This window comes from Halanaerobium sehlinense (assembly GCF_055379485.1).
This window is the reverse complement of sequence record NZ_AP042442.1, coordinates 1,050,701-1,076,834: the sequence shown is the minus strand read 5'-3', so window position 1 is coordinate 1,076,834 and position 26,134 is coordinate 1,050,701. Positions and strand designations below refer to the sequence as shown.

23 protein-coding genes and 1 pseudogene are annotated in these 26,134 nt (G+C 33.1%); 4 read left to right on the top strand and 20 right to left on the bottom strand.

Annotated features, from left to right (window positions below; genetic code table 11):
* Positions 1-13: 13 nt before the first annotated feature.
* From ACZ446_RS05205 to ACZ446_RS05195, 3 genes and pseudogenes are all read right to left on the bottom strand, one after another.
* Entirely contained in the window at positions 14-424 is a 411-nt protein-coding gene (locus ACZ446_RS05205) for a bacteriohemerythrin (protein ID WP_464394059.1), read from the bottom strand.
* Positions 425-698: 274 nt separating this feature from the next.
* Positions 699-1,649 (bottom strand): transposase, encoded by a 951-nt coding sequence (locus ACZ446_RS05200; protein WP_464393965.1) that lies wholly within the window; start codon positions 1,647-1,649, stop codon positions 699-701.
* A 24-nt stretch (positions 1,650-1,673) separates the two neighbouring features.
* Positions 1,674-1,817: pseudogene (locus tag ACZ446_RS05195) on the bottom strand (transposase); the annotation flags it as partial.
* A 454-nt stretch (positions 1,818-2,271) separates the two neighbouring features.
* On the opposite strand from ACZ446_RS05195, the gene ACZ446_RS05190 reads away from it, so the two are divergent.
* Entirely contained in the window at positions 2,272-3,099 is an 828-nt protein-coding gene (locus tag ACZ446_RS05190; RefSeq protein ID WP_464394058.1) for a hypothetical protein, read from the top strand.
* Between the two features lie 84 nt (positions 3,100-3,183).
* On the opposite strand, the gene ACZ446_RS05185 is transcribed toward ACZ446_RS05190, so the two are convergent.
* From ACZ446_RS05185 to ACZ446_RS05135, 11 genes are all read right to left on the bottom strand, one after another.
* Entirely contained in the window at positions 3,184-3,834 is a 651-nt protein-coding gene (locus ACZ446_RS05185) for a Spy/CpxP family protein refolding chaperone (protein WP_464394057.1), read from the bottom strand.
* A gap of 143 nt (positions 3,835-3,977) precedes the next feature.
* Entirely contained in the window at positions 3,978-4,379 is a 402-nt protein-coding gene (locus ACZ446_RS05180; protein ID WP_464394056.1) for a DUF2177 family protein, read from the bottom strand.
* Positions 4,380-4,399: 20 nt separating this feature from the next.
* Positions 4,400-5,527, bottom strand: coding sequence for a CBS domain-containing protein (locus ACZ446_RS05175; protein WP_464394055.1), 1,128 nt, complete (start codon positions 5,525-5,527; stop codon positions 4,400-4,402).
* Between the two features lie 31 nt (positions 5,528-5,558).
* Positions 5,559-7,202: a glycoside hydrolase family 10-like protein gene (locus tag ACZ446_RS05170; RefSeq protein WP_464394054.1), complete on the bottom strand. Its 1,644-nt coding sequence runs from the start codon at positions 7,200-7,202 to the stop codon at positions 5,559-5,561.
* The gene (locus ACZ446_RS05165) at positions 7,195-8,475 is read right to left on the bottom strand and encodes an ABC transporter substrate-binding protein (RefSeq protein ID WP_464394053.1); all 1,281 of its coding nucleotides are present in this window, start codon (positions 8,473-8,475) and stop codon (positions 7,195-7,197) included. The genes ACZ446_RS05170 and ACZ446_RS05165 overlap by 8 nt, the downstream gene beginning before the upstream one ends.
* 170 nt (positions 8,476-8,645) lie before the next feature.
* Positions 8,646-9,539: a diacylglycerol/lipid kinase family protein gene (locus tag ACZ446_RS05160; protein WP_464394052.1), complete on the bottom strand. Its 894-nt coding sequence runs from the start codon at positions 9,537-9,539 to the stop codon at positions 8,646-8,648.
* 97 nt (positions 9,540-9,636) lie between these two features.
* Positions 9,637-10,281, bottom strand: coding sequence for a molybdopterin-dependent oxidoreductase (locus ACZ446_RS05155; protein ID WP_464394051.1), 645 nt, complete (start codon positions 10,279-10,281; stop codon positions 9,637-9,639).
* A 111-nt stretch (positions 10,282-10,392) separates the two neighbouring features.
* Complete coding sequence (locus tag ACZ446_RS05150) at positions 10,393-11,526, bottom strand: aldo/keto reductase (RefSeq protein WP_464394050.1); 1,134 nt, start codon at positions 11,524-11,526, stop codon at positions 10,393-10,395.
* Between the two features lie 164 nt (positions 11,527-11,690).
* Complete coding sequence (locus tag ACZ446_RS05145) at positions 11,691-12,479, bottom strand: nitroreductase family protein (protein ID WP_464394049.1); 789 nt, start codon at positions 12,477-12,479, stop codon at positions 11,691-11,693.
* Between the two features lie 55 nt (positions 12,480-12,534).
* Positions 12,535-13,878: a phosphomannomutase/phosphoglucomutase gene (locus ACZ446_RS05140; protein ID WP_464394048.1), complete on the bottom strand. Its 1,344-nt coding sequence runs from the start codon at positions 13,876-13,878 to the stop codon at positions 12,535-12,537.
* Between the two features lie 193 nt (positions 13,879-14,071).
* Complete coding sequence (locus tag ACZ446_RS05135; RefSeq protein WP_464394047.1) at positions 14,072-15,040, bottom strand: bile acid:sodium symporter family protein; 969 nt, start codon at positions 15,038-15,040, stop codon at positions 14,072-14,074.
* A 206-nt stretch (positions 15,041-15,246) separates the two neighbouring features.
* Between ACZ446_RS05135 and ACZ446_RS05130 the strand changes: the two genes are divergently transcribed.
* The 3 genes from ACZ446_RS05130 (at position 15,247) to ACZ446_RS05120 (ending at position 19,103) form a co-directional block, all read left to right on the top strand.
* Positions 15,247-16,962, top strand: a complete 1,716-nt coding sequence (locus tag ACZ446_RS05130; protein ID WP_464394046.1) for an ABC transporter substrate-binding protein — start codon at positions 15,247-15,249, stop codon at positions 16,960-16,962.
* 3 nt (positions 16,963-16,965) lie between these two features.
* Positions 16,966-17,934 (top strand): ABC transporter permease, encoded by a 969-nt coding sequence (locus ACZ446_RS05125; RefSeq protein ID WP_464394045.1) that lies wholly within the window; start codon positions 16,966-16,968, stop codon positions 17,932-17,934.
* 71 nt (positions 17,935-18,005) lie between these two features.
* Positions 18,006-19,103, top strand: coding sequence for an ABC transporter permease (locus tag ACZ446_RS05120; RefSeq protein ID WP_464394044.1), 1,098 nt, complete (start codon positions 18,006-18,008; stop codon positions 19,101-19,103).
* A gap of 79 nt (positions 19,104-19,182) precedes the next feature.
* Here the strand turns inward: ACZ446_RS05120 and ACZ446_RS05115 are convergent, their stop codons facing one another.
* The 6 genes from ACZ446_RS05115 to ahpC all read right to left on the bottom strand — a co-directional run bounded on the left by ACZ446_RS05115 (position 19,183) and on the right by ahpC (position 26,094).
* Entirely contained in the window at positions 19,183-19,842 is a 660-nt protein-coding gene (locus tag ACZ446_RS05115) for an aspartate/glutamate racemase family protein (protein WP_464394043.1), read from the bottom strand.
* Between the two features lie 38 nt (positions 19,843-19,880).
* A complete protein-coding gene (locus ACZ446_RS05110; RefSeq protein WP_464394042.1) occupies positions 19,881-20,747 on the bottom strand; it encodes an ADP-ribosylglycohydrolase family protein in 867 nt (288 codons plus the stop codon).
* A gap of 147 nt (positions 20,748-20,894) precedes the next feature.
* A complete protein-coding gene (abc-f, locus tag ACZ446_RS05105) occupies positions 20,895-22,583 on the bottom strand; it encodes a ribosomal protection-like ABC-F family protein (RefSeq protein ID WP_464394041.1) in 1,689 nt (562 codons plus the stop codon).
* Positions 22,584-22,835: 252 nt separating this feature from the next.
* Entirely contained in the window at positions 22,836-23,801 is a 966-nt protein-coding gene (locus ACZ446_RS05100; protein ID WP_464394040.1) for a helix-turn-helix transcriptional regulator, read from the bottom strand.
* A 187-nt stretch (positions 23,802-23,988) separates the two neighbouring features.
* Positions 23,989-25,518, bottom strand: coding sequence for an alkyl hydroperoxide reductase subunit F (gene ahpF, locus ACZ446_RS05095; protein WP_464394039.1), 1,530 nt, complete (start codon positions 25,516-25,518; stop codon positions 23,989-23,991).
* A gap of 12 nt (positions 25,519-25,530) precedes the next feature.
* On the bottom strand, positions 25,531-26,094 hold the full coding sequence (gene ahpC / locus ACZ446_RS05090) for an alkyl hydroperoxide reductase subunit C (protein ID WP_464394038.1): 564 nt from the start codon (positions 26,092-26,094) through the stop codon (positions 25,531-25,533).
* Between the last annotated feature and the right edge of the window lie 40 nt (positions 26,095-26,134).

Below are 26,134 nucleotides of genomic sequence, written 5' to 3'. Positions count from 1 at the left end.
TAATTTCCTCCTTCTATTTAACTGAGTTAATATGTTCGCCAATATCCTGATCAGTTGATGCTACATGATTAATCAACCAGGTTAATAATCTTCCACTAAATTCTAAGACAAAATCCTCATCATAATCATTTTCTTTATACTGTTCTTTGAATTCAGCAATTTCTGCTTTAAAATCTTCATGTATTTTATGATGATTTTCATAGTCTGGATAATTATGTTTTTGCTGCAGTGCTTCTTCGGCATTAAAATGTGTAACTACATATTCTCCCATAAAATTTAAAGTTTCTTCTATTTCTTTCCTTTTTTCTTCTTTTTCTTGATCACTTCTTACAGTAACTATGAAGTCTCCCAAGCGATTAAAAAGCTCTTCATGCTGGCTGTCAACAAGCTCTACTCCAATTTTGTATTCATCTTTCCAGATCATTTTTTCACTCCTTTATCTATTATCAAAAAAAATTAAGCTTATATAATTTTATTCTTTATAATAATAACTATTCCTGCTTTTATTTTATATTATTTAATTAAGCGAATTTCATAATACGCTTAATTTAGTTTAATTCAAAAAAATATTGTCTGCGAATCATGAAAATAAGCCTTTTAACTTAAATTTGAAGATTTTAATGATTTACCATAGATTTACTGCTAAAATTTAGACGCACTTAGCTTGGGTAACTTAAAATCATGCTTTAAAATACTTTTTAAGCAGCTAAAATCTGATTTTGCAGCTTGATTTTCTCTGCTGCGATTCTTGCAGCTATCAAACTGATAGAACTTAATAGCAAATGAGTTTTAACTTTCTTGGCTCCCATTACAGTTAAGTTTTCTAAATTTAGATGCTCTTTTAATCTGGAAAAAGTTCTTTCAACACTGGTTCTTTTGTTGTAGATCTTTCTCCAGGTTCTAGAATCCCTATGTGGAGTTGATATGTATCTTGGATTATCCTTTGGTCTTGTTTTAGTTACTCGACCATAATTTTTATCAGAACACCATTTAGTTCCGTGTATACAGTCAACTTTACCACATACATGTGGACATCTGAATTTGTTGACTCCTTTGTAGTGACCCCAGTAATACATTTTATGACCTCCACTACAGACTGGTGTTCCTTTAAAATCATAGAAACCAGCTGGTGGTTGCTTAGCGTTACGCTTGTTAATTGGAGTAATAGCCTGAGATTCCTGTTCAAATAAAATATGCTCATAGATATCAGTGTAGTCATACCCTGAATCCATAGTCCAGTATTTGGGTTTAGTTAAATTTCTTTCAGCTAAAAAGCTATTAACTTTTTTAACTAAAGGTATTGCTTGAGTTTTATCTGAGTGATTGGCTGGAGTTAAAGTTAAAGCTATTGGTAGTTCTGATTTGGTTTCAACTGCAGCATGTATCTTCCAGCCATACCAGGTTGTCTGATTTTTATGGGAGTCGAATTTAGTACCCCAATCAGGGGTAAAAGAATTTTCTTTATCTATCTTTGACCTTGGTTTAGCTCGCTCATATGCTTCTAGTTTTGAAGCATCAATAGCCATTGTTTCAGTGTCCAATAAATTAAGTTCTATGCTTTGATCTAAGAGGTCATTCATTAGTGATTCCAGTCCATCAGTCTCAGATAATTTGCTGTAATAGCGGCTAAAAGTTGCTTCACTGGGCACCCGTCCAGTGGTAGAAAAACCGCAGACATATCTGAGATAAGGACTTCTATCAATTTTGCTTACTAAGTCTGCTCTGCTAGGAATTTTTTCGATTTGTTGGACCAGAAAAGCTCTTAAAATAGCTTCTGGATTATATCCAGATGGTCCTTTATTGGACTTAGGTTTTATCTTTTCAACTAAAGGTTTAAGATCAATAGGATCTAAAATACAAATTAATTTGTCTGTTTCCGATATATTTAGTAATTCTTCAAAGGGAAAGAGACACTCTTGTCGAATATTATTAATAGGGCTTCACCTTCTTTCGTGTTTTTTGGGTGCTACTATTAAATTCGACAAGATGGGGTGAAGCCCTTTTTATATCATTAAAATCTTTGTTATATCAAGGCTTATTTTTATGAAATTCGCTTAATTTAATATTAGATTTAAGTAAAAAAGAAAAAACAACTCTCTAATGCAAAACTATTTATATTTTAATATATATTAACTATTTTATCAAATCTAATCAAAAATACTTTAATATTTTTTAGCAGGATTAACTCTTTAAAATTGTAATTGAAACTAATGAACGATATAATAAATTATAGAGAAAAAATTTGATTTTAAATATAAGGAGGGTTAAACAATGAAAGTAAAATTTATTTCCTTTATTTTAATTAGTATTTTATTATTGACTTCACTTACAGCTGCTGCTGTAGAACTGGATGATTTTGATAAAAATTTACTTGTCAGAGTTTTTAAAGATGTAAATAGTGATGATTTAGAATATATGGCTAGATTAGGTCTCGATAGTAAAGATATCAGTTTGATTTTATATTATTACAGTAATTCAGACAAAAAACTGGACCGAGATGATTTAGATCATCTTGTCCGCAATCGAGAAAGAATAAGTGACTTCCACAGATATTATGGTATGCCTCAAATTATTTTTGATGATGAATTAGTCAGATTTAGACACCCCAAAAGAGAAAGACATTTTCCACCTTTAGATACAAAAAAATATGATAAAAAATATGAATTTAGAGGTGGTACTGAAATTATAAAAGTCAGAGGAAATAATTATGATTACAAATATAATAATAGAAGAACTGGTGTTGAAGAAAAAATAGAGATTAAAAACCAAAAATATGAATATTATTATAGGGATCGGAATATGGTAGAAATGCTGGATGTCCACCATGCTAATAACAAATACAGTTATTATTATAAGAACTTAAATACAGGCAGAACTATTAGAAAAGAAGGTCGGGGAAGAAGAGCCAGTAAATATAATGTTTATGAAGAATTAAAGGAAAAGTATCGTTATATGGAAGATGATGATTGGGATGACGATCATGATGACTGGGATGATGACCATGACGATGACTACCACCATGATAAAGATGATGATAACGATGATAATATAGATGTCAAATTAGAGATTGAAATTGATTTGAGTGACCTTTTTAATTAAAATATAATCTACTATAAATTACTAAAAGGCCGGTATATACCGGCCTTTTTTATGATGATTAACTTTTTATTTAATAACAGATTATTAGTGACAGAAACCTGCACCATAACCAAATCCTCTACCTGATCTAAAACTATCATCTATTCCTCGACCATTAAAGCCTCTTCCCATCATTCCATAACCGTGACCATCAAAACCGTGATGTCCAAAACCGCGATTAGAAAAACTTCTTCTACCATAACCCATATGATGCCCTGGGCCAAATTCATTGTTATAACGGCCCTGGAAACGATCTTCATAATTTAAGCGATTTTCCTCAATTGCTGCTAATTGTTCCTCGGTTAAGACAGACTCTATTTTTTCCTGATGAGCTATTCTTTTCTCATCCATTTGAACTAAAACAGCTTCAATTTCATCTTCAACTTCTCCAATTTCTGCATAGCTTGCACCGCGGAATTCTAGATCTCTTATTTCACGGTTTAAATCTCTCATTTGATCTCTTAGCTCTTCAGTTTCATTATAAAATTCTTCTCTTAAATCAGCAATTTCATTAATCTGTTCTTCACTTAATTCAATTCTGTTATAACCTACTCCATATTCTCGCTGATCGCCATCATATCTTGGTTGATAATTTGAACTACTCATCATTGATCCCGGTCCCTGAGCAAAAACTGCGCCTGTAAATACTGTTCCTAAAAAGACCATCACTAATAAAGTTGTTAATAATTTTTTCATATCTAATTCACTCCTAAAGTATTTTTTGTTTGCTTTTCTTAACTTCTGACTTCATTATAGGAGCAAATTATGAAGGAATTATGAATTTCCCAAATAAATTTTAATTTTATTTGATTTCAAAACATTTATGACCATTATTTTAATTAAATTTTAAAATAGTTTATTAAAAGATAAGTTACCAGAGAAGTTGCTCCACATAAAACACTACCCCAGATAATATCAATTATTGTAATCATCACAGGCCAATTTTTAATAGTTGCTAGATTTGTCATATCATAAGTAGCATAGGTAATAAAGCCAAAAAAAGCACCTGCAATTAATGCATACTGCCAGCTTGATAATTCTACTGCTCTGTTTATTACAAAAAAGATCAGTCCGGCTATATAAAAGATATAAAATATTGCTGCTGCAGTCATATTGAAATTATCTTTAAGCAAAAAACCCAGCTGTTCTCTGTACAAATTTTTGGCAACAGCACCCAACCAGACAATGTCTATAGAAAAAAAGACCACAATTGCTATAAGATATGATTTTAAATAAAACATTTTAACTCCTCTTTTCTATTTTATATATTTTCATCATCTTCAACCTTTATATTTTCTAACTGTCTGACTCTTAATCCTGTCATTACATCTGAGCGGGTGATTATTCCTTTAAGATGCTCGTCTTCCATAACTAAAAGCCTGCCGATATCTTTTTGAAAGAGTAGTTTAAATGCTTCAAATAATTCGTCATCTTCTTTTACACAGTGTAAATTTTTATTCATAATGCTCTGAACTGGTGTATTTCTATATTCATCCTGGGGGAGCTTCTTAGCATCTTCCATAGTAACAATCCCAACAACTTTATCATCCCTTAGAACAGGAAATCCAGAGTGTTTATCTGCAAACATTTTTTCAATTAATCGATGAACACTCATATTAACCGGAACTGTCTTTACATCTCTAGTCATTAAATCTTTAACTTTAAGGTTAGATAAAGCAAGCTTAATATTGCTGAATTGATGTTCCTGAGATGCACCAATATAAATAAAAAAGGCAATAAAAACTAAAAGAAAGTTGCCGCTCATAAATCCAAGAATACCAAATATCCAGGCAAATATTTTTCCAACCCGTGATGCAATTTCTGTTGCTCTTCGAAAAGAGGTTTTTTGAGCAATTACGGCTCTTAACATACGCCCACCATCAGAAGGAAATGCTGGTATCAAGTTAAAAATAGCTAAGAATATATTAAGCTGCCCGGTATATAATATTATCAGTCTGAGATCTTCCAGCATAAATTCTGGAGCGAAACGGCCGACAAAGACAAAAACAAATCCAAGAAAAAGACTGGTTAAAGGACCGCTGGCAGCAATTTTCATTTCATTTTTGGGATCTTTAGATATTTCTTCAATGTTTGCCAGTCCGCCAAATAGCATTAGAGTAATGTCGGTTGTCTTAACATCTTTAGTTCTTGCTACAAGTGAATGTGCCAGTTCATGAATTAAAATGCTGACAAAAAGCATCACTGCCATTATAAATCCCAGTAAATATGGGTTTAAAATAAGCTCACGCCTGGCAATATCAGTGTTTTCGGTTAAATATATAATGTTACTGCCAAATGCCCAGGCAAAAAAAGGTAAAATAACTATTAAACTCACATGAATTTTTACAGGTATTCCAAATAAATGTCCAATTGTAAAAGAACTTTTCATTTTTATCACCCCAATTCAGAAATTATAAAAATTAATACAGTCTTTTTAGATCATATAAATAATCAAAATCTGCTTTTAAAACTCTTTTGACATTTTCTGAAAGGTATATTTCTGAAGCTGAAATAAATTTTTCAAAATCTGGTTCTGGATCAGAATTTATCTGGACTAAGCTATTTAAATAGCCTCGAATTTGAATAACTGCAGAATTATTAATTTCACTTTTTTTCTTTATTAAATTCAGCCTTTTTAAAATTAATTGTTGAATCGCTTTTAAAGCAGATGTTTTATTCCTATAAGGCAATAATGCTTTTTCTGAATAAATCCCTTGAGCCAAACTGTGATAATCATTTATTGTTAAATGGGCAGCAGCAAATAAAGATGCTCCATTTGGATTTATACTATTAACTTCTTCTACCTGTTCTAATAATTGATCAGGCGTTAATTTGAAAACTGATATACCAGGATAAAGAGGAGAATTTATAACCTGACGGTCTTCTTTAATCCAGCGGCTTAATTCAGAAAATAAATTTTCTGTATAAGTCATTGGAATGACAAAGTCCAGGTATCCTTGCTCCAGCCAGAGTGACCAGTTCTGCAGAGCCCGATAACGAGCTTCATCTCGACCTGGAATTACATCAGCTGAGATTATTAACTCAGGGTCGATTTCTTTGAGTCTTTTAGAAGTTTCTTCTACCATTTCTGTGATTAAACCTTCTCGATATTTATTCCAGAGAGCAAATTCAGAACTTGAACTATTTATTGTAAAAGGATCAATTCCATATTTTTCTTTAAATCTACCAGCAGTACTTTTATCATAACCGAAACTACCTCTATATTCTTCTGGAAAACGGATATAATCTAAATTTATTCCCTGAATATCATAATTTTCCACTAGATATGAATATCTTTTCTGCAAAAATTCTTTTACATCTTCTCGAGCTGGTGAAAGCCAACTTGAGTTGTGGTAGGTGACAATATTTCCTTCTTTATCCCTATTGGCCCACTCCGGATGTTCACTTAAGATTCTTCCCGGTCTACCGCTGGTATTTTCGTTAAAAACCCAAACCCAGGGATGGACTTCTATATTTCTTTTTTCTGCTTCTTCAATTAAAACCTTAAGTGGATCTTCCTCCCAATTTTCAAACTGTGGGTCCTGCTTAAATAATTCATTATCAGGAATAACTGCTGTTCCTTTATAAAATGTCTCTGGAAAAATAACATTGAAATTAGCCTTTTTAGCAGTGTCTAACAATCTTTGAACTCCGCTTCGGTCTTTTAAGGCAGCAAAGGTACCATTATCCAACCAAAATCCTCGAAGCTGAACTGGTTTTGATTCTACTATTTTCATTTGGATTTCACTTGCTTTTTTAGTTATAGTATATTCTAATTCTCGTACAGTACGGTCTTTTTTAAGCTGATAAGCTGCTATTATTTCTTTATATAAAGCATTTAGTTCATCTAAATTTGATTCAATTTCTTGACTGTTTATAATTCTAAAATCGGATTCTGCTTCTTTTAATCTCTGATTTAAATTACTTAAAGCTCTTTCAGCATCTCTAATTTCTAATAATGATTTTCGATATTGATCAGGTTCAAAATAGGCAGCTGAAGTAAGAGAGTATACTAAAACTATAAAAATAGCAGCTATAATAATTATATTTATTTTTTTATTCATTATTATTCTCCTCATTCAAAATTTGATTCCATGCCTTTTCCATATTATTTAAAGCCTCTTCAGCAGAAATTTTATTTGCAAATGCTCTGGCAAATTCTTGATCTAATATTTTTATTAGCTGATCTGCTTGAGGATGAATTAAAGTTAGATCTTTACTTTTGGCTAACTGCATTTTTAATATTTTTTGAGCCTGGTTTCTTAAACTTAGAGATTGTACAGAACTTAAACCATTATTATCAGCTTCCGCTCTTAATTTTTCCTCTTTAGGTAAAGCAGATGATAAAACTGAAGTTCTCTGACTAAATTGCTGCTGTGATTCTGCAGATGTTATCAAATAAGCAAATTCTGCAGCTTCTTTTTTATAATCTGCTCCCTTTGGAATTACTAAGTTCATTAAAGGAGAATTAACAACACCGTCTTCAGCAGTTGGTATAGCTGCCAGAGCTGTTTGTTCTCTCAAATATTCTGAACTTTGTTCAATATCATCTAAAAATTGTGGGGCAGCAAATAAGATAGCCAGATCATTTTTTTTATAACGTTCTAAAGCAATATTAAAGCCAGAACTTAGACTATCTTTTGGAATCACACCTAAGGCAGCAAGTTCTTGATATTTTTTTATTATCTCTGCAGCAGCATCTGTATTAAATGCAGCTTTTTCTCTTTTATTTTGATCTTCAAATAAATCTATACCTGCCTCTATAAACTCATGGTGGATTTTTATCTGAGGCATTAAAGCATAAACCCCGGTCTCTTTTGTTATTTTTTTAGCAGCTTCAAATAGATGCTCCTGGCTATTAATTTCTTTTTGGGGATCTAAACCTGCAATTTTAAATATTTCTTGATTATAGACCATTAATTTAGAGCTAACATACCAGGGAAATGCATAATATTTACCCTGATAAAGTCCGTTGTCCCAGAGTAATGGATAATAATTTTGACTGTAATCCTGTTTAAGGTCAGAAATTGGATATAATAAATCTTCCTGCAGCAGTGAAGCCATTAATTGTGGTGATAAATTTACTACCTCTGGTACATTTCCTGCTGCAATTCGATAACGAAGTTTCTGGTTAATTGAAGAAAAGTTTGTATCTTCCCAGATTATCTTAAAGTCCGGATTTTTGCTTTCAAATTCTTCAATTTTTTCTAAGAAATATTCGTCATGCTGAGGTCTTAAACTAATTGTCCAAAATTCTATTTCTTTTTCTGCCTGGACTACTGTGGGAAACAGCAGTATTAATATTAAAATAAATATTGCTTTTTTAAATTTCAACATATTTTACTCCTTTTAATTAAGATATTTATGATATAACTGCAATCCAACTCAAATGGCAAAAACCTCTCCAAACAATGAGAGAGGCTCTTACCTGGCAGCAGGGTAAATTTGGTTTCTAAGTATATAATATAATTAGCGATAATAAATAAATTTCCTGCCTTAGCAAATAATTAAGCTGTAAAAACTTTTTGAGCTGAAGGAATTAATTTAATTTCTAAAGGAAAAGCAGGCCCTTTCTCTCCGTCAATATCACAGTGCTCTTCCTTATCAGCATTGAGCATAGTTATTTTTAAATAATTATCCTGAAGATAGATCAATTTGTCATTCTTAATATCTTTACCATTAAATAAATCTGCTGCAGCCGAACTTAATTTTAAAATATTACCTGTTTTAACTGCCAATAAATCGAAAAGACCATCATCAATTGAAGCTAATTTAGCAATGTTCTTAAAGCCGCCAGCATCCTTACTATTAAAAACAAAAAATCCTAAAAAATCACCTTCAATTATTTCCTCTGAACTTTCTATTTTTAAATTCATTGACTTAATATTTGGCAGTTCTTTTAATCCCTGCAGATAATAGGCTGCCTTACCAAGTCGATTTTTCATATCTGTTTCTGTACCATGGGCTATCTGAGATATAATTCCTCCAACACAAACATTTAAAAAATAACGGTCATTTACCTTACCTACATCAATTTCACGAATTTTCCAATCTAAAATTCTTTTTATACTTTTTTCTATATCCTGAGTCATCCCTAAAAAAGAAGCAAAATCATTGGCTGTGCCTGCTGGAATGATTCCTAAAGGAAGATCTATTTTCTTTTTCTGCAGCAAATTTAATATCTCACTGGCTGAACCATCTCCACCTGCAACAATAACTGCTTCAAAATCTTCATCAATATTTTTTAAACCTTTCCCAAAATCACCTGGCTCCATACTTCGAAAAATATCTACTTTAAAACCAGCAGCCTGAAAATATTTTAAAAACATGTCTAAAGAAGAATTAAAAGATTGATCACCTGCTGCTGGATTGTAAATTAATTTAACTTTTTTATTAAGCATCTAATCATCTCCTATCAGGCAATTTTATTATATCATAAATTGCTTAACAAAAAAATTCCGAGGTTTTTAAATAATCTCGGAATTATAAATTTATTTTTTATTCAATTTCAGCAGAATTGCTGTATCCTCTTGATTCCCAGTATCCCTCATAATTAGAATCACTGGACACTTCTATCCTTTCAATCCATCTTATCCATTTGTAGCCATATTTTTGTTCAGCAATTAATTGAAAAGGGAAGCCCTGTCTGGGCGGCAGCTTTACCCCATTTACCTTATCAGCAAGAATAATATTGTTTTCTTGAATAAAGCTAATAGGTAATGAAGTACTGTAGCCATCAGGAGAATAAAAGATAAGAGTATTAGCTTCTTTACTAATATCTAATTCATCTAACAACTCAACTAATGGTACCCCTTCCCAGAGGGCTTTAACTGACCAGCCAGTTACACAATTTAATGTAACTAATTTTTTTATATGAGTTTTTTGCTGAAGCTCCGAATAACTGTATTCCTGCTCTTCAGACACCAGGCCATCAACTAAAAGTCTGTATTCATTAATATCTATTTCCTGAATTCCTTTAATAGAGTTTTCTCTAAAATCATCAATTGAACCCAGCTTTTCACCTTGATACTCATCAATCTCAACTTCTTCAACTATGTCACCTTCATTTTGCGCGTGTAATAATACCGACGGAGAAAATATAAAAATGAATAAAATAAAAATTAAAAACAATATTTTTCTCACAGGATTCTCCTCCTTAAGTGACTTAAATCAAACTGTATTAAAGTTAAAACTGCCTTCTTCCTCTCTTACCTTTACTTTAACTTTCTTAATCATCTTAATTATTTAAAAATTTTAGGCACTTTCTTGAAAATATTGATCGACTTCTTTTAACAGCTCAATAATTTCAAGATTCTGAGGACACTGAGGCTCACACTGTCCGCATTCCACACAGCTGCTGGCTCTTGCTTTTTGATCCATTTCAAAATATTTTTCTGCCATTTTCTCTTTCTCAGAAAGCAGTTTTGCCTGATTATAAAAATAAAAATTTCTTGGAATGTTTACACCTTCAGGACAGGGAAGACAGTATTCACAGCGGGTACAGGTTATTGGGCCTCTCATTTCTTCTGCAGCTTTTTCCATCATCTCAAATTCTGATTCACTTAAAAGTCCAACTTCTGATTTGGAAGCCGTCTTTAAGTTTTCTTTTAACTGCTGCATGTTACTCATTCCACTCAAAACTACACCTGGTTCTTTTTGGCTCCAAATCCAGTGTAAGGCCCATTCAACAGGAGTTCTATCAGGGTTTTCTGAATCAAATAATTTTTTGGCCTTTTGTGGAGGTTTTTGGGCCAGCCAACCACCACGAATTGGCTCCATAATAATTACTCCAATTCCTTTATCATAAGCTTTTTGCAAACCTGATCTTCCTGCCTGATATTCTGTATCTAAATAATTATACTGAATCTGGCAGAAATCCCAGTCATAAGCATCCAGAATCTTATTAAATACCTCATGATTGTCATGGAAAGAAAAACCTAAATAAGAAATCTTTCCTTCCTTTTTCTTCTTTTCTGCCCACTGGATAATATTAAGTTCTTTAACAGTCTGCCAGCGCTCTTTATTTAAAGCATGTAATAGATAAAAATCAATTTTATCCACCTGCAATTTTTTTAGCTGTTCATTTAGATACTTATCCAAATCAGCCTCTGTTTCACATTTCCAAACAGGTAGTTTGGTTGCTAAATATACTTTCTCACGATAACCGTCTTTCAATGCTTTACCTACAACTCTTTCACTTTCTCCCTGATGATAGGGCCAGGCTGTATCAACATAATTAATGCCGTTATCAATACCATAACGAATCATTTTAATTGCTTCTTTCTGATCAATTTTAGCTGAATCATCATCTATAACTGGTAAACGCATGGCACCAAAACCAAGTGCCGAAACTTTTAAGTCAAGCTTTGCTAGTTTTCTGTACTTCATTATTCTACCTCCATTTTAATAATAGATAAAGCAAAAAATCAACTTATTATTAATATTCTAGAGATAGCTGCTAAATCCTTTTTATTAAAATTGAACAGAAAAAAGCCGCGGAATTAAACCCGCGACTTTAATATTTTTTAAAAATTATTATATTTAATTTTCTTTTACAAATTTTCTTTTACAAATGAAGCAAGTCCCAGGCCACCAAATTCAACTCTTCCTTTTACTCCACCGTCTAAGGCTCCAATTTCTAAGTGAAGAAGTGCAATTCCACATTCCAGCCTTCTGTAAGCTGTTGGTTCACTTTTACAGTCTACAACTAGTTTCCCTTCACCATAGTAAAAACGCCAGGGCTGTCTATTAAGTCTGGAAGGAGCATAACTTGCCAATTTCATAGCATTTTTCACCCAACCAGGCCAGTCTGAATCATAACCATCAGGACATAACTCTCTTACATCTTTACGATCTCGATGAGGGAAAAGTTTAGAAATAAAATGTCGAGTCAAATTATAATTTTCTGATGAATAACCAATAGGACTAACAGCAACTAAACGTTCTCCTCGTTCTAAATTCATTCTAACCTTTGATCTTTCTGGAATATATCTGCCGCCAATCCAACAGCTTCCAAGCCCATGTGCTGTAGCCTCCAAAATAGCTGCTTCACCAATATAACCTAATTTACTCCATGAATGTTCGCCGTTATCATTTAAAATAAAGGCAATAAAAGCTGGAGTGTCTGTAAAATTACCATATTTTCCTTTTAAAGCAGGTAAAATATCTTTAACAGACTTTTTGACCAATTTAACTCTTACTTCAGGATAAATTGCATTTAATTCTTCAAACTTTTTTTCTAACGATTTTAGAGTAAATGCCTTAATTTCCTTAGTCATATACTTTTGTTGTGAATAACGAGTCTGTACAGCCTCATACCATCTTTTAACAGGAATATTCATAGGACCCGCCCCTTTCATAATGAAACTTCATTTGTTTTTTTATTTTAAACTTTATTTAATCTACATCCATAACTTCTTTTATTTCAGCCAACTTTTCTTCTAATAAAGCTTCAGTTCTTGCTTCAACAACTAATCTAAGATATGGCTCAGTATTAGATGGTCTAACATTAAACCACCAGTCATTATACTCTAAACGATAACCATCAAAATCATAAAAAGCAGCTGGTTCTTTTTGCTCAAAGAAATAGTCTTTTAATTTCTCCATAACTTCTGCTTTGTTTTCAATTTTAAAGTTTACCTCACCAGAAGTTGCATATTTATCTAATTCTGCAATATATTCAGAAATAGTTTTACCTTCTTCTTTCAATCTGGCTGCAACATTGAGTACAACTAAAGCAGTCAGCATGCCTGAATCACAGTAAAAGAAATCTTTATAATAATAGTGTCCGGCAAGTTCTCCTCCGCAAACACCATCTATTTCTCTCAGCTTAAGTTTTGCGTAAGCATGACCTACCTTCCACATATGTGATTTGCCACCAAGCTCCTCAATATGCTCTTTGACAGACCAGGATGTACGAATATCATATAATACATTTTTTCCTTTCCCTTGATTGATATAATATTCTGCCAGTAATGCGATAATTAAATCAGGAGAAATAAAATTACCTTTTTCATCTAAAAACATCACTCGATCTCCATCACCATCAAATATCAAGCCCATATCAGAACCTTTTTCTAATAGTAATTCTTTCAGGTCTTCTCTATTTTCAGCTTCTAATGGATTAGCTTCATGGTTTGGGAAAGTACCATCAAGTTCATTATATAAATAATGAGGTTGATCACCAAAAATTGCATCTGTTAAAATTGCCACCATCCCATTAGAAACATCAATTGAAAGATCTAGTTTTGATAAATCTGGTAGATATGATTTTTGGAATTCTATATATTCTTCTTTTAAATCATGTTCTAAAATATTACCCTTTTTATTTTTTCCAACCGACTTAACCTCTTTAGTTTCTATCATTTCTTCTAACTCTTTTAAACCTGAATCATAACCTACAGGCAGTGCATTTTCGCGAGAAATTTTCAAACCATTATATTCCGGTGGATTATGAGAAGCAGTTATCATAACTGATGCTTTATAATCATGCTTAGCAGTTCCGTAATAAACCATTGGAGTAGTGGCATAACCTATCTTATAAACATCTGCTCCCCTATCTGTAATACCAGCTGCCAGAGCTTCGAATACCTCTGGAGTCGATTCTCGATCATCATAACCAACTAAAACTTCATCAGCTGCCAGCAGTTCTGGTAAGAAATATCCTATTTTATAAACGTCTTCTTTGTTAAAATCTTTATTATATACGCCTCGAATGTCATATGCTTTAAACGCTTTCAAGTTACCGCCTCCTTATTTTTCTTTATTTTATTATAACATATTTTTGCAGTAAATCTGTATTCTATAATTCTTTCTATTATATATATTCTATGTTTATCAATTTTTTCCTTGTTTGAAAAGAAAAAAGAGCCTGGAACAAATTTTATACCAGACTCTTTCTTATTCTATACTTTTACAAATCAAAGATTTAAATTTATGAAACTTTTGCTTCACTTGCCTGTTCTTTATTTACCAGAGCATCAGTTTTTCTGGACCAGTAAGTAGCAACTAATGGACCAGATATATTATGCCAGACACTAAAGATAGCTGCTGGTATAGCTGCAGCAGGACTAAAATGAGCCACAGCTAGAGAAACTGCTAAACCTGAATTCTGCATTCCGACTTCTATACTTAATGCACGCTTTTTTGCTTCAGCAAGACTTAATTTATCACCCAAAAAGTAGCCGCTTATAATCCCCAGTACATTATGTAAGATTACAATTAAAAAGATCACTGCACCTGTTGTAGCAATTCTTTCAGAATTAGCTCCTACAACTCCACCAACAATTAAAACTATTGCAATTACTGACACAGCTGGTAGTGATTTAGTTACTGCCTCTAATTTAGAGCCAAATAAACTGTTAATTATAAGTCCCAAAATTATTGGGATTAAAACAATCTTAACTATAGAAATAAACATCGCACCAGCTGAAATTGGAATCCATTTTCCTGCCAGCCAAACTGTTAAAAGAGGTGTTACAATTGGTGCAAGAAATGTAGACAAAGTAGTAATTGAAACTGAAAGTGCAACATCACCTTTTGCCAAATAGGTCATTACATTGGATGCTGTTCCACCAGGACAGGTTCCTACTAAAATTACTCCTACTGCTAACTCCGGTGGTAATTGAAAAATAACTGCTAAACCAAAAGCTATTAAAGGCATCAATGTAAATTGAGCTAGTGAACCTATAAAAATTTCTTTTGGATTTTTTAAAATATTTTTAAAATCTTTAACCTCTAAAGTCATCCCCATCCCGAACATTATAATACCAAGTAATACAGTCACCTGCGGCAGTACCCAACCAAAAACAGCTGGTTGAAAAAACCCAATCAAGGCCGCAATAATTGTCCAGACAATAAAATAATCCCCAATAAACTTAACTGACTTTTCTAATGTTTTCATAATCTACTCCCCTTCTCTCTACTAAATTATTTAAAGATTACTTTAACATAATAATTAGTTTATTTCAAAATTTTTTTAATAAATAATTTTTTCTCAATCTATATTCTAACTATATTCTAAATTAAAGATAAACATTTTGCAGGATTTGACTCTTTTAACAAGAATATTATTCTAATAAGTACTTTAAGAGAAGGGAGTAGATTAAAATGACTAAAAAAATCATTGCTATATTAATATTGACACTTTTTGTTTTTAATATCAGTGCGGCGGCAGCATTAAAGGATCCCTGGATTTCAGAAAAAGAACAGGGTAAACATGGAGGCACCTTAATTACCACCTTACTGGGAGATCCAAAAACTTTTAATACAATTATTGCTAAAGAAACTTCTTCTTCTACTATTACTGATGGCTATATTTTTGAAGGTATGGTTACTAGAAATGGAGTCACAACTGAATATGAACCAGAACTGGCAAAAAGCTGGGATATATCTGATGATGGTAGAAAATATACTTTTTATTTAAGAGAGGGAGTTCAGTGGAATGATGGCGAAGAGTTTACAGCAGATGACGTAATTTTCACCTTTGATGTAATTAAAGATGAGAATATTCCTACCAGCAGTCGTGATGTGCTTAAAGTTAAGGGTGAATTTCCAGAATACAAAAAAATTGATAAATACACAGTTGAATTTACTCTACCTGAAAGTTTTGCTCCATTTTTAAATAATATGACAGCACCAATTATTCCAAAACACAAACTATATTCCGCCTGGGAGAGTGGAGAATTTAATAATACCTGGGGGATAAATACTAATCCGGAAGAAATAGTTGGAACAGGCCCTTATAAATTAGTAGATTATCGAAATGGAGAAAGAATAGTTATGGAAAAAAATGATTACTACTGGCGGCAGGATCCAAACGGCAGATCACTGCCCTATATTAATCGGTGGATTCGAGTTATTGCTGAAAGTCAGGAAACTGAGTCACTGCTGTTTGAAAACGGTCAGACACATTATTTAGCTGTAAGAGGAATTGATTACAGAAGAATAAAAGCAGAGTCTGAAGGAAGTAATTTTTCTGTTATAGATGCCGGGCCAACTTTTAGCACCAACTTTTTAGTTTTTAATATGAACCCACGCAATCCTAATTTGGAAAATGAACCTTATAAATATGAATGGTTTACAAATCTTAATTTCAGAAGGGCAGTTGCATATGCCTTTGATAGAGAGACAATGATTAACCAGGCGTTGGCCGGTCAGGGAACAAAACAGTGGAGCCCGGTTAGTATTGCCAATAAAGTCTACCTAAATGAAGACGTAAAAAAATACCCTTATAACCTCGAAAAAGCAAGAGAAGAATTAAGGGCTGGCGGCTTTAAATGGAATCAGAATGGTGAATTATTAGATTCTAAAAATAATAAAGTTGAATTTACTATGGTTACTAATGCTGGAAATAATGTGCGGGAATCTTTAGTTAATATTATTGCATCTGAATTGAGAGAATTGGGAATGAAGGTTAATTCGACTCCAATTGAATTTAATAAGATGGTCAATCAGCTCAGCAGTGAATGGAATTATGACAGTATATTGATCGGTCTAACAGGTGGAGTTGAACCACATCAGGGAACAAATGTCTGGATGTCTAATGGTCACCTCCATATGTGGAATCCAGTTCAGGCAGAACCAGCTACTGAATGGGAAAAACGGATTGACGAATTATTTGTTAAAGGGGCGGCATCTGTAGATCAAGGAAAAAGAAAAGAATATTATGATGAATTTCAAGAAATTGTTGCTGAAAAACTGCCTGTAATTTATACAGTTACTCCAAATTCTTTATATGCTGTAAGGGACAGCCTTAAAAATACTGAAGTTACTGCTTATGGCGGAGTGCTCTGGAATATTCATGAACTATACCTGGAGAATTAGAAAATGAGAGATTATATAATTAGACGCATTTTGGTAGTTATTCCGCTCTTATTTGCAATCTCTCTTCTCTCTTTTTTCATTATGCAGCTCTCTCCCGGTAGTTATTTAGACGATCTGAGGCTTAATCCGGATATTTCAGAAGAGTTAATTAGAAAAATGGAGTCAGATTTTGGCTTAGACCAAAATATTTTTATCCAGTATTTTTCCTGGCTTAAAGAAATTTTACAGGGGAATCTGGGTGAATCTTTTACCTATAGAATTCCAGTTGCCCAAATTATAGGGAGCCGCTTATTTAACACTTTAATTTTATCAACTGCTGCTATGGTGATCAGCTGGGGAATCGCTATTCCAATTGGTATTTACTCTTCTGTTCACCGCTACAGCTTTTTAGATAATCTATTCAGTATTTTTTCTTTTATTGGCTTATCGATCCCTAACTTTTTCTTTGCTCTGCTGCTCCTTTTTTCTATTGTCAGATTTGATATTCCCTTACCGATTAATGGAATGACCAGTATCATGTATGATTATTTAAGTCCAATGGAAAAAATAATTGATATTTTAAAGCACCTACTGGTTCCAGCTGTAGTATTAGGAACTGCAGGGACTGCATCTTTAATGAGACAGATGCGGGGACAGATGCTTGATGTTATTAATAAAGATTATATTAGAACTGCACGAGCCAAAGGGCTAAAAGAGAAAAAAGTAATCTACAAGCATGCTTTTCGCAATGCAATTAACCCAATGATCACAATCTTTGGTTTTCAGCTCAGCTCTCTTTTTAGTGGAGCAGCTTTGACGGAAATTGTAACCGGCTGGCCTGGTTTAGGAAGAATGATGCTGACTGCTGTGAGATCTAAAGATATATATTTAGCAATGGCGGGAATGATGATGGGAAGTTTAATGCTAATTATCGGAAATCTAGCTGCTGATATATTACTTGCTTTAAATGACCCCAGAATAAAGTATCACTAATTTCAGCTAATTAAAATTCATTCTACTTTTATATTTGATCTAAATAAATCTAAAGATTTTGGAGTGTTAATATGCAGTATAAATTACATTCAGATAATGAACTAAAAACAAATACTCAAAAATCACTCTGGCAGAAAAAAATCGGCAGACTATTAAAAAATAAGTTTGCCCTGACTGCTGGCGGAATTATATTGATCCTATATTTTTTAGCAATTTTTGCTCCTTTCTTTGCACCATACAGTTCAACCAAAAACTTTAAAGATAAATTTTTTCATCCACCAACTAAAGTTCATTTTACTGATCAAGATGGCTTAACTTCTCCATATATTTACAAAACTGAAGTTAGAGAAGGCTGGGCTGAATATGAAGTTATTAAAAATAAAAAATATCCAATTAAATTCTTCCACCACGGTGATAGCTATAAGTTTTTAGGTGTTTTTGAAAGTAATGTTCATCTATTTGGAGTTGAATCTGAGATACCTATTTTTCTTTTAGGCAGTGATAATTACGGTCGTGATTTATTTACTAGAATTTTATATGGCGGCAGAGTTTCCTTATTCATTGGTTTTATTGCCATTTTTATTACAACTGCAATTGGTTTAATTATGGGCGGCATTTCTGGTTATTATGGTGGTTTTATTGATTCAGTTATTATGAGAGCTGTAGAAGTGATTATGTCGATCCCAAGTTTTTATCTGCTTTTGGCACTGGCTGCTGTGCTACCCCTTGACCTCTCTTCTGCTTTTAGGTTTTTTCTAATTGTTTCGATTTTAGCTTTTCAGGGTTGGGCAGGTATGGCAAGGGTCATTAGAGGTATGGTTTTATCTGTTAAAAGTGAAGATTATATTGCAGCAGCTGAGGCACTAGGTGCAGATGATAAAAGGATTATTTTAAAACATATTCTACCATCTACTGCAACCTATGTAATCATTCGAGCAACAGTTGCAATTCCGGGTTATATTATAATGGAAAGCGGCTTAAGTTTCATTGGACTCGGCATCCAGGAACCTTCTGCCAGCTGGGGTAATATGTTAAGTGCTGCTCAGAATATAACAAAGATATCTGATTTCCCCTGGCTTTTATTACCTGGTTTATTCATTTTTATTACTGTCTTAAGCTATAATATCTTAGGTGATGGCTTAAGAGATGCACTTGATCCTAAATATTAAAAAATAATCTAAACTAAAATCCCCTTCAATCTCAGACTTTTTTAATCTGGATTATAAGAAGGGGATTAACATTTTAAAATTATTCATTTTTAAGATTAGCTGCTGCCGCTGCAGTTCCGAGTTGAGGACTGGTTAAAAATTTATCCTGGATTTCTGCCGGCAGAACGTTTACTGCTCTGGCCATTGAAGCCTGAGCCAGAACAACAATATCAACATCTGCTGCCAACTCTTTTAGTTTTTTAGCAAGAAGTCTATCATGCTTCTCTTCATTTCCTGCCATTAATTCTTGATAGGCAGAATCAGCTAATACCGTTTTGATTTCTACTTCTTTATTTTCAGCTGCAGCTTTTTTTTGAATAAGCTTAATACTAGGATTAAGGGTAGTTGCTAAAGTTGCTGCCACTCCAATCTTCTCAGCCTTAGCTACTGCTTTTTCAGCCATCGCAGAATCAATTCTCATTACTGGAATCTCATAATTATCGTTTTCGCTATCAAATATTTCTCCAATCGATGAACAGGCGCTCATAATTAAATCTGCTCCCTGATCAGCGGCAGTTTGAATATAGTATTTTACCCTAGCTTCTACCAGAGAAATATCTGCCTCATTATTAATTAACTCCGGTAAAATTGAATCATCTACTATATTTATAATTTCTATTTCCGAATCCTGTTCTTTAATTAATTTATTTAAAGAATCTACTGTTACCGGTGTAGTGTGGATTAAAGCAATTTTAGACAAAATTTATCAGCTCCTTATTTAAATTTCAAATCACAAGTTTAATATTTTGCTAATAATTCTTTAACAGATTCTGATTTATTGAAACCAGTTAATAGTTTTTTTGGAATAGAGTCTAGTCCTTCAGTTGCTGCCATTACTGCAGCAATGACCATCGCTCTGGCGGAAGTATCTCCACCTGCCATAATATTAAGCGTTAAAGCTTCAAGGAGATTATCAGCATTCCACAAAACATCAAGCACAATTGGAAAACCCTGTTCAGTTGAGCAACCCTGACCACGATCATCTGCATTAGCAACAATATTATCTTTGGTTCCTATCTTTTCAAAACTATCTGCAGTAAACTGATTTAAATCTTTATTAGCTTTAATCGCTTCTTTATAATCTTTACCTGCCAGAATTTCCTGAACCACATTGAATACAAATTCTGCTGTCTGATCAACAACTTCTGCATTATGAGTTAAATGAATCAGATCCATAAAATCATGTTCTGTAATATCTTCTTCTAAAAACAGAGGTAGACTGCGGGCAATTCCTCCCAATTCATGGTTTTCTGCTCCAATAAGAGTATCAGAATCCTTAAATTTTGCCAGTGAATCTTTCATCGCATGGTCCATATACATTTCGTTATTTTCAAGATACTCAATCCAATCATCTCTAAACTGCTTCAAGTCAAAGCTATGATGATTAGAGATTGACTGCAGAAGTGCATAACCCTGCTCACCATAGTGAGAAAGGTCTCCTGCTTCTTTCCCTTTGTGGAACTTAGCCATTGGAGCTCTGTATTCATTAATCAATCCATTGTATTCTTTTTCTAATTTATCTGTGCTGTAAACCCAGTGAGAACCAAATGATAGTGCATCAGCAACAAAGACTGCTTTTATTAGATCTTTTCTTTTGTTTGGCATTAATAAAACCTCCTCAAATCATAATTAATTCTGATTTTATTATAATCCAATTTCAACAAAGAAAAAATTAAACTAATTACATGTCTTTAAAAAATATCAATATTTAAACACATTACAGTTTCTAATAAAAAAAGATTCTATTCAGGCTTAAGAAGTAGACTTTGCTTTATCATTTAATACTTCAAGTTCTTTAATAACCTCTTCTTTCTCCGCTGCAGATGCTGCTTCTAATCTTGCATATAACTCTGCTTTTTTCAGCTGAATAATTTCCTGTTCCAGATCCTCACCGCTTTTATATTCATCTTTTTTGAATTTTCGATACTGCTTGTAGCTGCCAGGAAAAATTTCTAAATTTCCCCCTTTAAACTTCCAGATCTCCTGAGCAATTTTTTCTATAAAATACCTATTATGACTGACAACTACAAAAGCTCCGTTATAATTCTTAAGTGCTTTTTCTATTATTTCTCGCGATTCTATATCAAGGTGGTTTAACGGTTCATCTAAAAGCAGCAAATTAAATTTCCCAAGTAAAAGTACAGCAAAAGCTACCCTAACTCTTTCGCCAATGCTGAGATCTTTGATTTGTTTGAAAACATCGTCTCCTTCAAAAAGCATTGAACCAAGGAAAGTCCTGATAATTTCCTGGTCTTTGTCTGGATTTTTGAGCTTTAATTCTCCTAAAATTGTATTTTTTGGATTTAGATTATCAATTTTCTGCGAAAAATAACCTATTTCAAGCTGTGAACTTTTCAGCAATTTGCCTGAATTAAATTCTATTTCTCCTAAAATAATTTTTAGAATCACTGATTTACCGCTTCCATTTGGACCCATCAGAGCAATTTTACTGTCTTTTTTAATCTTGAAGTTAATATTTTCGAATAAATTTAAGTTAAAAAACGACTTAGTTAGATCTTTTGCTTCAACAATTATTTGAGAAGCAATTTCTTTACGCTCAAAATTAGGATTGATCTGACGGTGTTCGAATGGCTTTTCCTTCTGCTCAAGTTTTTCTATCTGAGATTCAAGGCTTTTGACTCTTTTGGCAAACCGTCCTTTGCGGCGGTCTGAACCTTTTGTAACACGCCAGAACGAATCAGTTCTTTTGCCTTTGCCATCAGTTTTCCGCACAAACTGCTGCTGTTTTCTTTTCCTTTGTTTAAGCCGCTTTTTTTCGGCCTGATATTCTTCATATTCTTTGTACTGGCGCTGCAGTTCAAATTCTTTTTGTTTTTTGTACTCGCTATAATTACCGCTGTAAGTTTTTAATTCCTGCTGATTGAGTTCCCAAACTTCTTTAACAGTCTGATCAAGAAAATGCCGGTCATGAGATATTATGATTACAGCACCTTCAAAATCATTGAGAAATGAAGCCAGCCAGTCTCTAGTTTCAAGATCAAGATGATTTGTTGGTTCATCAAGAATTAAGAGATCAACTTTTTGAGCCGCCAGCATTCTAATTAACTGAAGTTTTGTCTGCTCACCACCACTGCAATTTGCAATTTTTCGATCCAGAAAATTTACTTCAAAGCCAAACTTCTTCATCAACTTTAAAAATTCACCATAATTATATGTTTTTTCTGTCAGAAATTCTTCTACTGTTTGGTCTTCTTGATAATTGTAATACTGCGGTAGGTAACCAATATTTGTTTTTAAATTAACTTCACCACTGAAGTCATTATCCTTTCCTAAAATAATATTTATCATCGTTGTTTTGCCGGTACCATTACGGCCAATCAAGGCAATTCTATCTTCTGAATAAATGCTGAAATTAATTTCTGAAAATAACTTGCGGGCTCCGAACCACTTTTCTAAATTTTTAGTTTCTAATAATAACAAAAAAATCCCTCCTTATCTAAATACCCAAACCGGTCAGGTATTAGAACATAAGAAGAGATTATAATTCTTAAATGATTATATGTTAAATTATGGAAATATATAGCTATAATACTCTAACCAGTTTGTTAAATCATTTTTTAAATTACTGAATGGTTAAAGTATTGATACGCATTGTTTAAATATTTCACCTCTGATTTTTCTTTTATCTTATCATGAATTTTAATTTTAAACAAGGGTATGTATATTTGAGTTTTAATAATTTTCCAGCATTTTTTCTAGTTCCTGCTGCATTTCAGCCCTCAGATCCTCCGGCTGCAGCACTTCAGCTTCAGCCCCATAACCCAGGATCCACTTTTTAATCTCTTCCCGGCTGCTGGTTTTTACCTTAAAGATAATTTTATTTTCACTGATATCTTTAATCTCCTGCTTGTCACTCCAGTGATATTCTGGCACAAAACGAGCTGCTCGGCCGCTAAATTTAACTTCTACTTCCATCTCTTCTTTGCCCTGCTCAACGCCCCAGGCATTATCAAGTTCTTCTGCCAGTGAAAAGTCATCAGGCAGCTCATAAGTTTCTGCTGTAACTTTGATTTCCTTAATTCTGTCTATCCTGAATATTCTTTTCTCTTCCCGTAAATGACAGAAGGCATAAAGATAGGGAGCTCCATTATTGAAAAATAAATTATAAGGGTCAAGTTTTCTTTTAGTTGTCTGGTTGCTGCTCATTGAATAATAATTTACTTTGATTTTCTTTTCTTTATTAATTGCTTCTTTTAATTTATCAAATTTTTGCTGATGTTTTTCCAGCTCCACGAATGGGTCAGAAATTATTTCATAATTTTTGATATAGCTGCCCATACTGCTTTTTAAAAATTCTGGCAGAGAATTATAAACTTTTGCCAGACCTGATTCCAGCTCTTTTTTCATCGGAAAACTGCGGTTTTGATATTCTTTGGCTGCGAGTAAAACTGCCTCTGTTTCTCGCTGGTCTAGATTTGGTGCTTTAAAACGAAAGTTATCCAGTATTTTATATTCTTTGAGATGATTATCATAATAAATTGGAACTCCCAGTTCTTCCATTACCTTTTTATCCCGATGAAAGGTTCTTTCTGAAACCTCAAAATACTCTGCAAAATCTTTGGCTTCCCAGTGTTTATATGGTTCATTTAAAAGCATAATCGTTTTTATAATCCTAAATATTCGATTTCTATCGGCCATTCAGCCACCTCTTTTCAAAATATTTTGTTAATTATTGTCCTAAAATTTAGCAAATATAGGAATATGCTGTAATTGATATATTCGTGATTAATACGAACAATCCTTTAAAAAAATTAAAAACCGCTTACCACTTTTACATGATAAACGGTTTCTATATTCTAAAAAGATTTCATTTTTTAATCAATCATTAATTTCTAATCAGATAGTCAAATGCACCTAAGGCAGCATTGGCTCCTGATCCCATAGAAATAACTATCTGCTTATATGGATTGTCAGTGCAGTCTCCTGCAGCAAAAACTCCTTCTAAACTTGTAGAATTATCATTATCTACAATAATCTCTCCATACTTATTTAACTCTAATGTTTCTTCAAGCCAGTCAGTGTTAGGAGTTAAACCAATCTGAACAAAAACACCATCTAAGTAAAGTGTTTTTTCATGTTCAATATCTCGTTCCAGATAACTAAGAGCTTCTACAGAATCACTACCTTTAATTTCTTTAGTCTGAGCGTTTGTTATAATATCAACATTATCTAACTTTGAGATTCTATCCTGAAGCACCTGGTCTGCTTTTAATTCAGGCAGAAACTCTAAGACAGTTACCTCATCTGCAATTCCTGCCAGATCAATAGCTGCTTCAATACCAGAATTACCTCCACCTATAACTGCAACTTTTTTTCCCTCATACATTGGTCCATCACAGTGGGGGCAGTAAGCTACTCCGTTATTCTTGAATTCTTTTTCACCAGCTATGTTAAGCTTCTTCCAGCCAGCACCAGAAGCAATAATAACACTTTTACTTTTTAAACTGGCACCACTTTCTAGATCGACTTCAATTAAATCATTTTTTGTAATTTTTTTAGCTCTTTGTGATAAGATTAAATCAATATTATAATCTTCAATATGTTCTTTATACTTTTGAACTAATTTTGAGCCTTCAATATTTGTTTGGCTGATAAAATTTTCAATATCAGAAGTATCTAAAACCTGACCACCTAAACGATCGGCAACAATCCCTGTTTTAATGCCTTTACGAGCTGCATAGATGCCTGCACTTACTGCAGCAGGTCCTCCACCAACAATTAAAACATCAAAGGGATCCTTATTATTTAGTTTACTGTTATCTTTATCAATCCCTAACTCTTTCAGTATCTTCTCCAGTGAAAGTCGACCACTCTTGAAAAAGTCTCCATTCAAATAGATTGCAGGCACTGCCAAAATATTTTTGTTATCTACCTCAGCTTTAAAAACTCCTCCGTCAATCATAGTGTGACTTATCTTAGGATTAATGATGCTCATTAGATTTAAAGCCTGAACTACATCAGGACAATTATTACAATTAAGACTGACATATGTTTCAAAATTGTATTCCTGATCAATATTTTTAATTGAATCAATCAAGCTCTGTTCACACTTAGGAGCCCTACCGCTTACCTGTAAAACAGCAAGCAAAAATGAATTTAGTTCATGACCTAAAGGGATTCCAGCAAAAGTGATACCTTGAGCTTCACCTGAACTATTAATACTAAAACTTGGGGTTCTTGCTAAAGCTTCTTGCTTTACTTTAATTTTTGTTGTTAGCTCAGCAATTTCTCCCAGAAAAGCTAGCATGTCTTGAGAAACTTTATCACTGCCAATACTTGCTTTGATCTCTATCTCAGATTCCATTAATTTTAGATATTCTTCCAGCTCTTTTTTTATATCTGCCTCTAATATCATTTAATCTGCTCCTTAAATTTTACCTACTAGATCAAGTCCTGGCTTAAGTGTTTTGCTTCCTTCTTTCCACTTGGCAGGGCAAACTTCATCAGGATGATTCCTTACATACTGAGCAGCTTTAATTTTTTTAACAATTGCACTGGAATCTCTACCTAAGTTACCAGCATTAATTTCTACTCCCTGAACAACCCCATCTGGATCAATAATAAATGTACCACGATCAGCTACACCTTCTTCTTCAATTAATACATTAAAGTTTTTAGAAAGTGTATGTGAAGGATCTCCAACCATTATAAACTCGATTTTTCCTATTGTTTCAGAATTATCATGCCAGGCTTTGTGAGTAAAATGAGTATCTGTAGAGACTGAATAAACTTCTACTCCCAATTCTTTTAAGTTATCATATTCACTCTGAAGGTCTTCTAATTCAGTTGGGCAGACAAAGGTAAAATCTGCTGGATAAAATACTACAACACTCCACTGATCCTTAAAATCCTCGTGTGTAACCTCTAAGAACTTTCCGTCTTGATAAGCCTCTGCTTTAAATGGTGATACTTCTTTTCCTACTAATGACATAATTTTTTCCTCCTATTGTAATTTTTTTATTATTAGTATT

Coding starts and splice junctions, on each gene's coding strand:
- ACZ446_RS05205 (WP_464394059.1), bottom strand. CDS start 424: ATGATCTGGAAAGATGAATACAAAATTGGAGTAGAGCTTGTTGACAGC.
- ACZ446_RS05190 (WP_464394058.1), top strand. CDS start 2,272: ATGAAAGTAAAATTTATTTCCTTTATTTTAATTAGTATTTTATTATTG.
- ACZ446_RS05185 (WP_464394057.1), bottom strand. CDS start 3,834: ATGAAAAAATTATTAACAACTTTATTAGTGATGGTCTTTTTAGGAACA.
- ACZ446_RS05180 (WP_464394056.1), bottom strand. CDS start 4,379: ATGTTTTATTTAAAATCATATCTTATAGCAATTGTGGTCTTTTTTTCT.
- ACZ446_RS05175 (WP_464394055.1), bottom strand. CDS start 5,527: ATGAAAAGTTCTTTTACAATTGGACATTTATTTGGAATACCTGTAAAA.
- ACZ446_RS05170 (WP_464394054.1), bottom strand. CDS start 7,202: ATGAATAAAAAAATAAATATAATTATTATAGCTGCTATTTTTATAGTT.
- ACZ446_RS05165 (WP_464394053.1), bottom strand. CDS start 8,475: ATGTTGAAATTTAAAAAAGCAATATTTATTTTAATATTAATACTGCTG.
- ACZ446_RS05160 (WP_464394052.1), bottom strand. CDS start 9,539: ATGCTTAATAAAAAAGTTAAATTAATTTACAATCCAGCAGCAGGTGAT.
- ACZ446_RS05150 (WP_464394050.1), bottom strand. CDS start 11,526: ATGAAGTACAGAAAACTAGCAAAGCTTGACTTAAAAGTTTCGGCACTT.
- ACZ446_RS05145 (WP_464394049.1), bottom strand. CDS start 12,479: ATGAATATTCCTGTTAAAAGATGGTATGAGGCTGTACAGACTCGTTAT.
- ACZ446_RS05135 (WP_464394047.1), bottom strand. CDS start 15,040: ATGAAAACATTAGAAAAGTCAGTTAAGTTTATTGGGGATTATTTTATT.
- ACZ446_RS05130 (WP_464394046.1), top strand. CDS start 15,247: ATGACTAAAAAAATCATTGCTATATTAATATTGACACTTTTTGTTTTT.
- ACZ446_RS05125 (WP_464394045.1), top strand. CDS start 16,966: ATGAGAGATTATATAATTAGACGCATTTTGGTAGTTATTCCGCTCTTA.
- ACZ446_RS05120 (WP_464394044.1), top strand. CDS start 18,006: ATGCAGTATAAATTACATTCAGATAATGAACTAAAAACAAATACTCAA.
- ACZ446_RS05110 (WP_464394042.1), bottom strand. CDS start 20,747: ATGCCAAACAAAAGAAAAGATCTAATAAAAGCAGTCTTTGTTGCTGAT.
- ACZ446_RS05100 (WP_464394040.1), bottom strand. CDS start 23,801: ATGGCCGATAGAAATCGAATATTTAGGATTATAAAAACGATTATGCTT.
- ahpF (WP_464394039.1), bottom strand. CDS start 25,518: ATGATATTAGAGGCAGATATAAAAAAAGAGCTGGAAGAATATCTAAAA.
- ahpC (WP_464394038.1), bottom strand. CDS start 26,094: ATGTCATTAGTAGGAAAAGAAGTATCACCATTTAAAGCAGAGGCTTAT.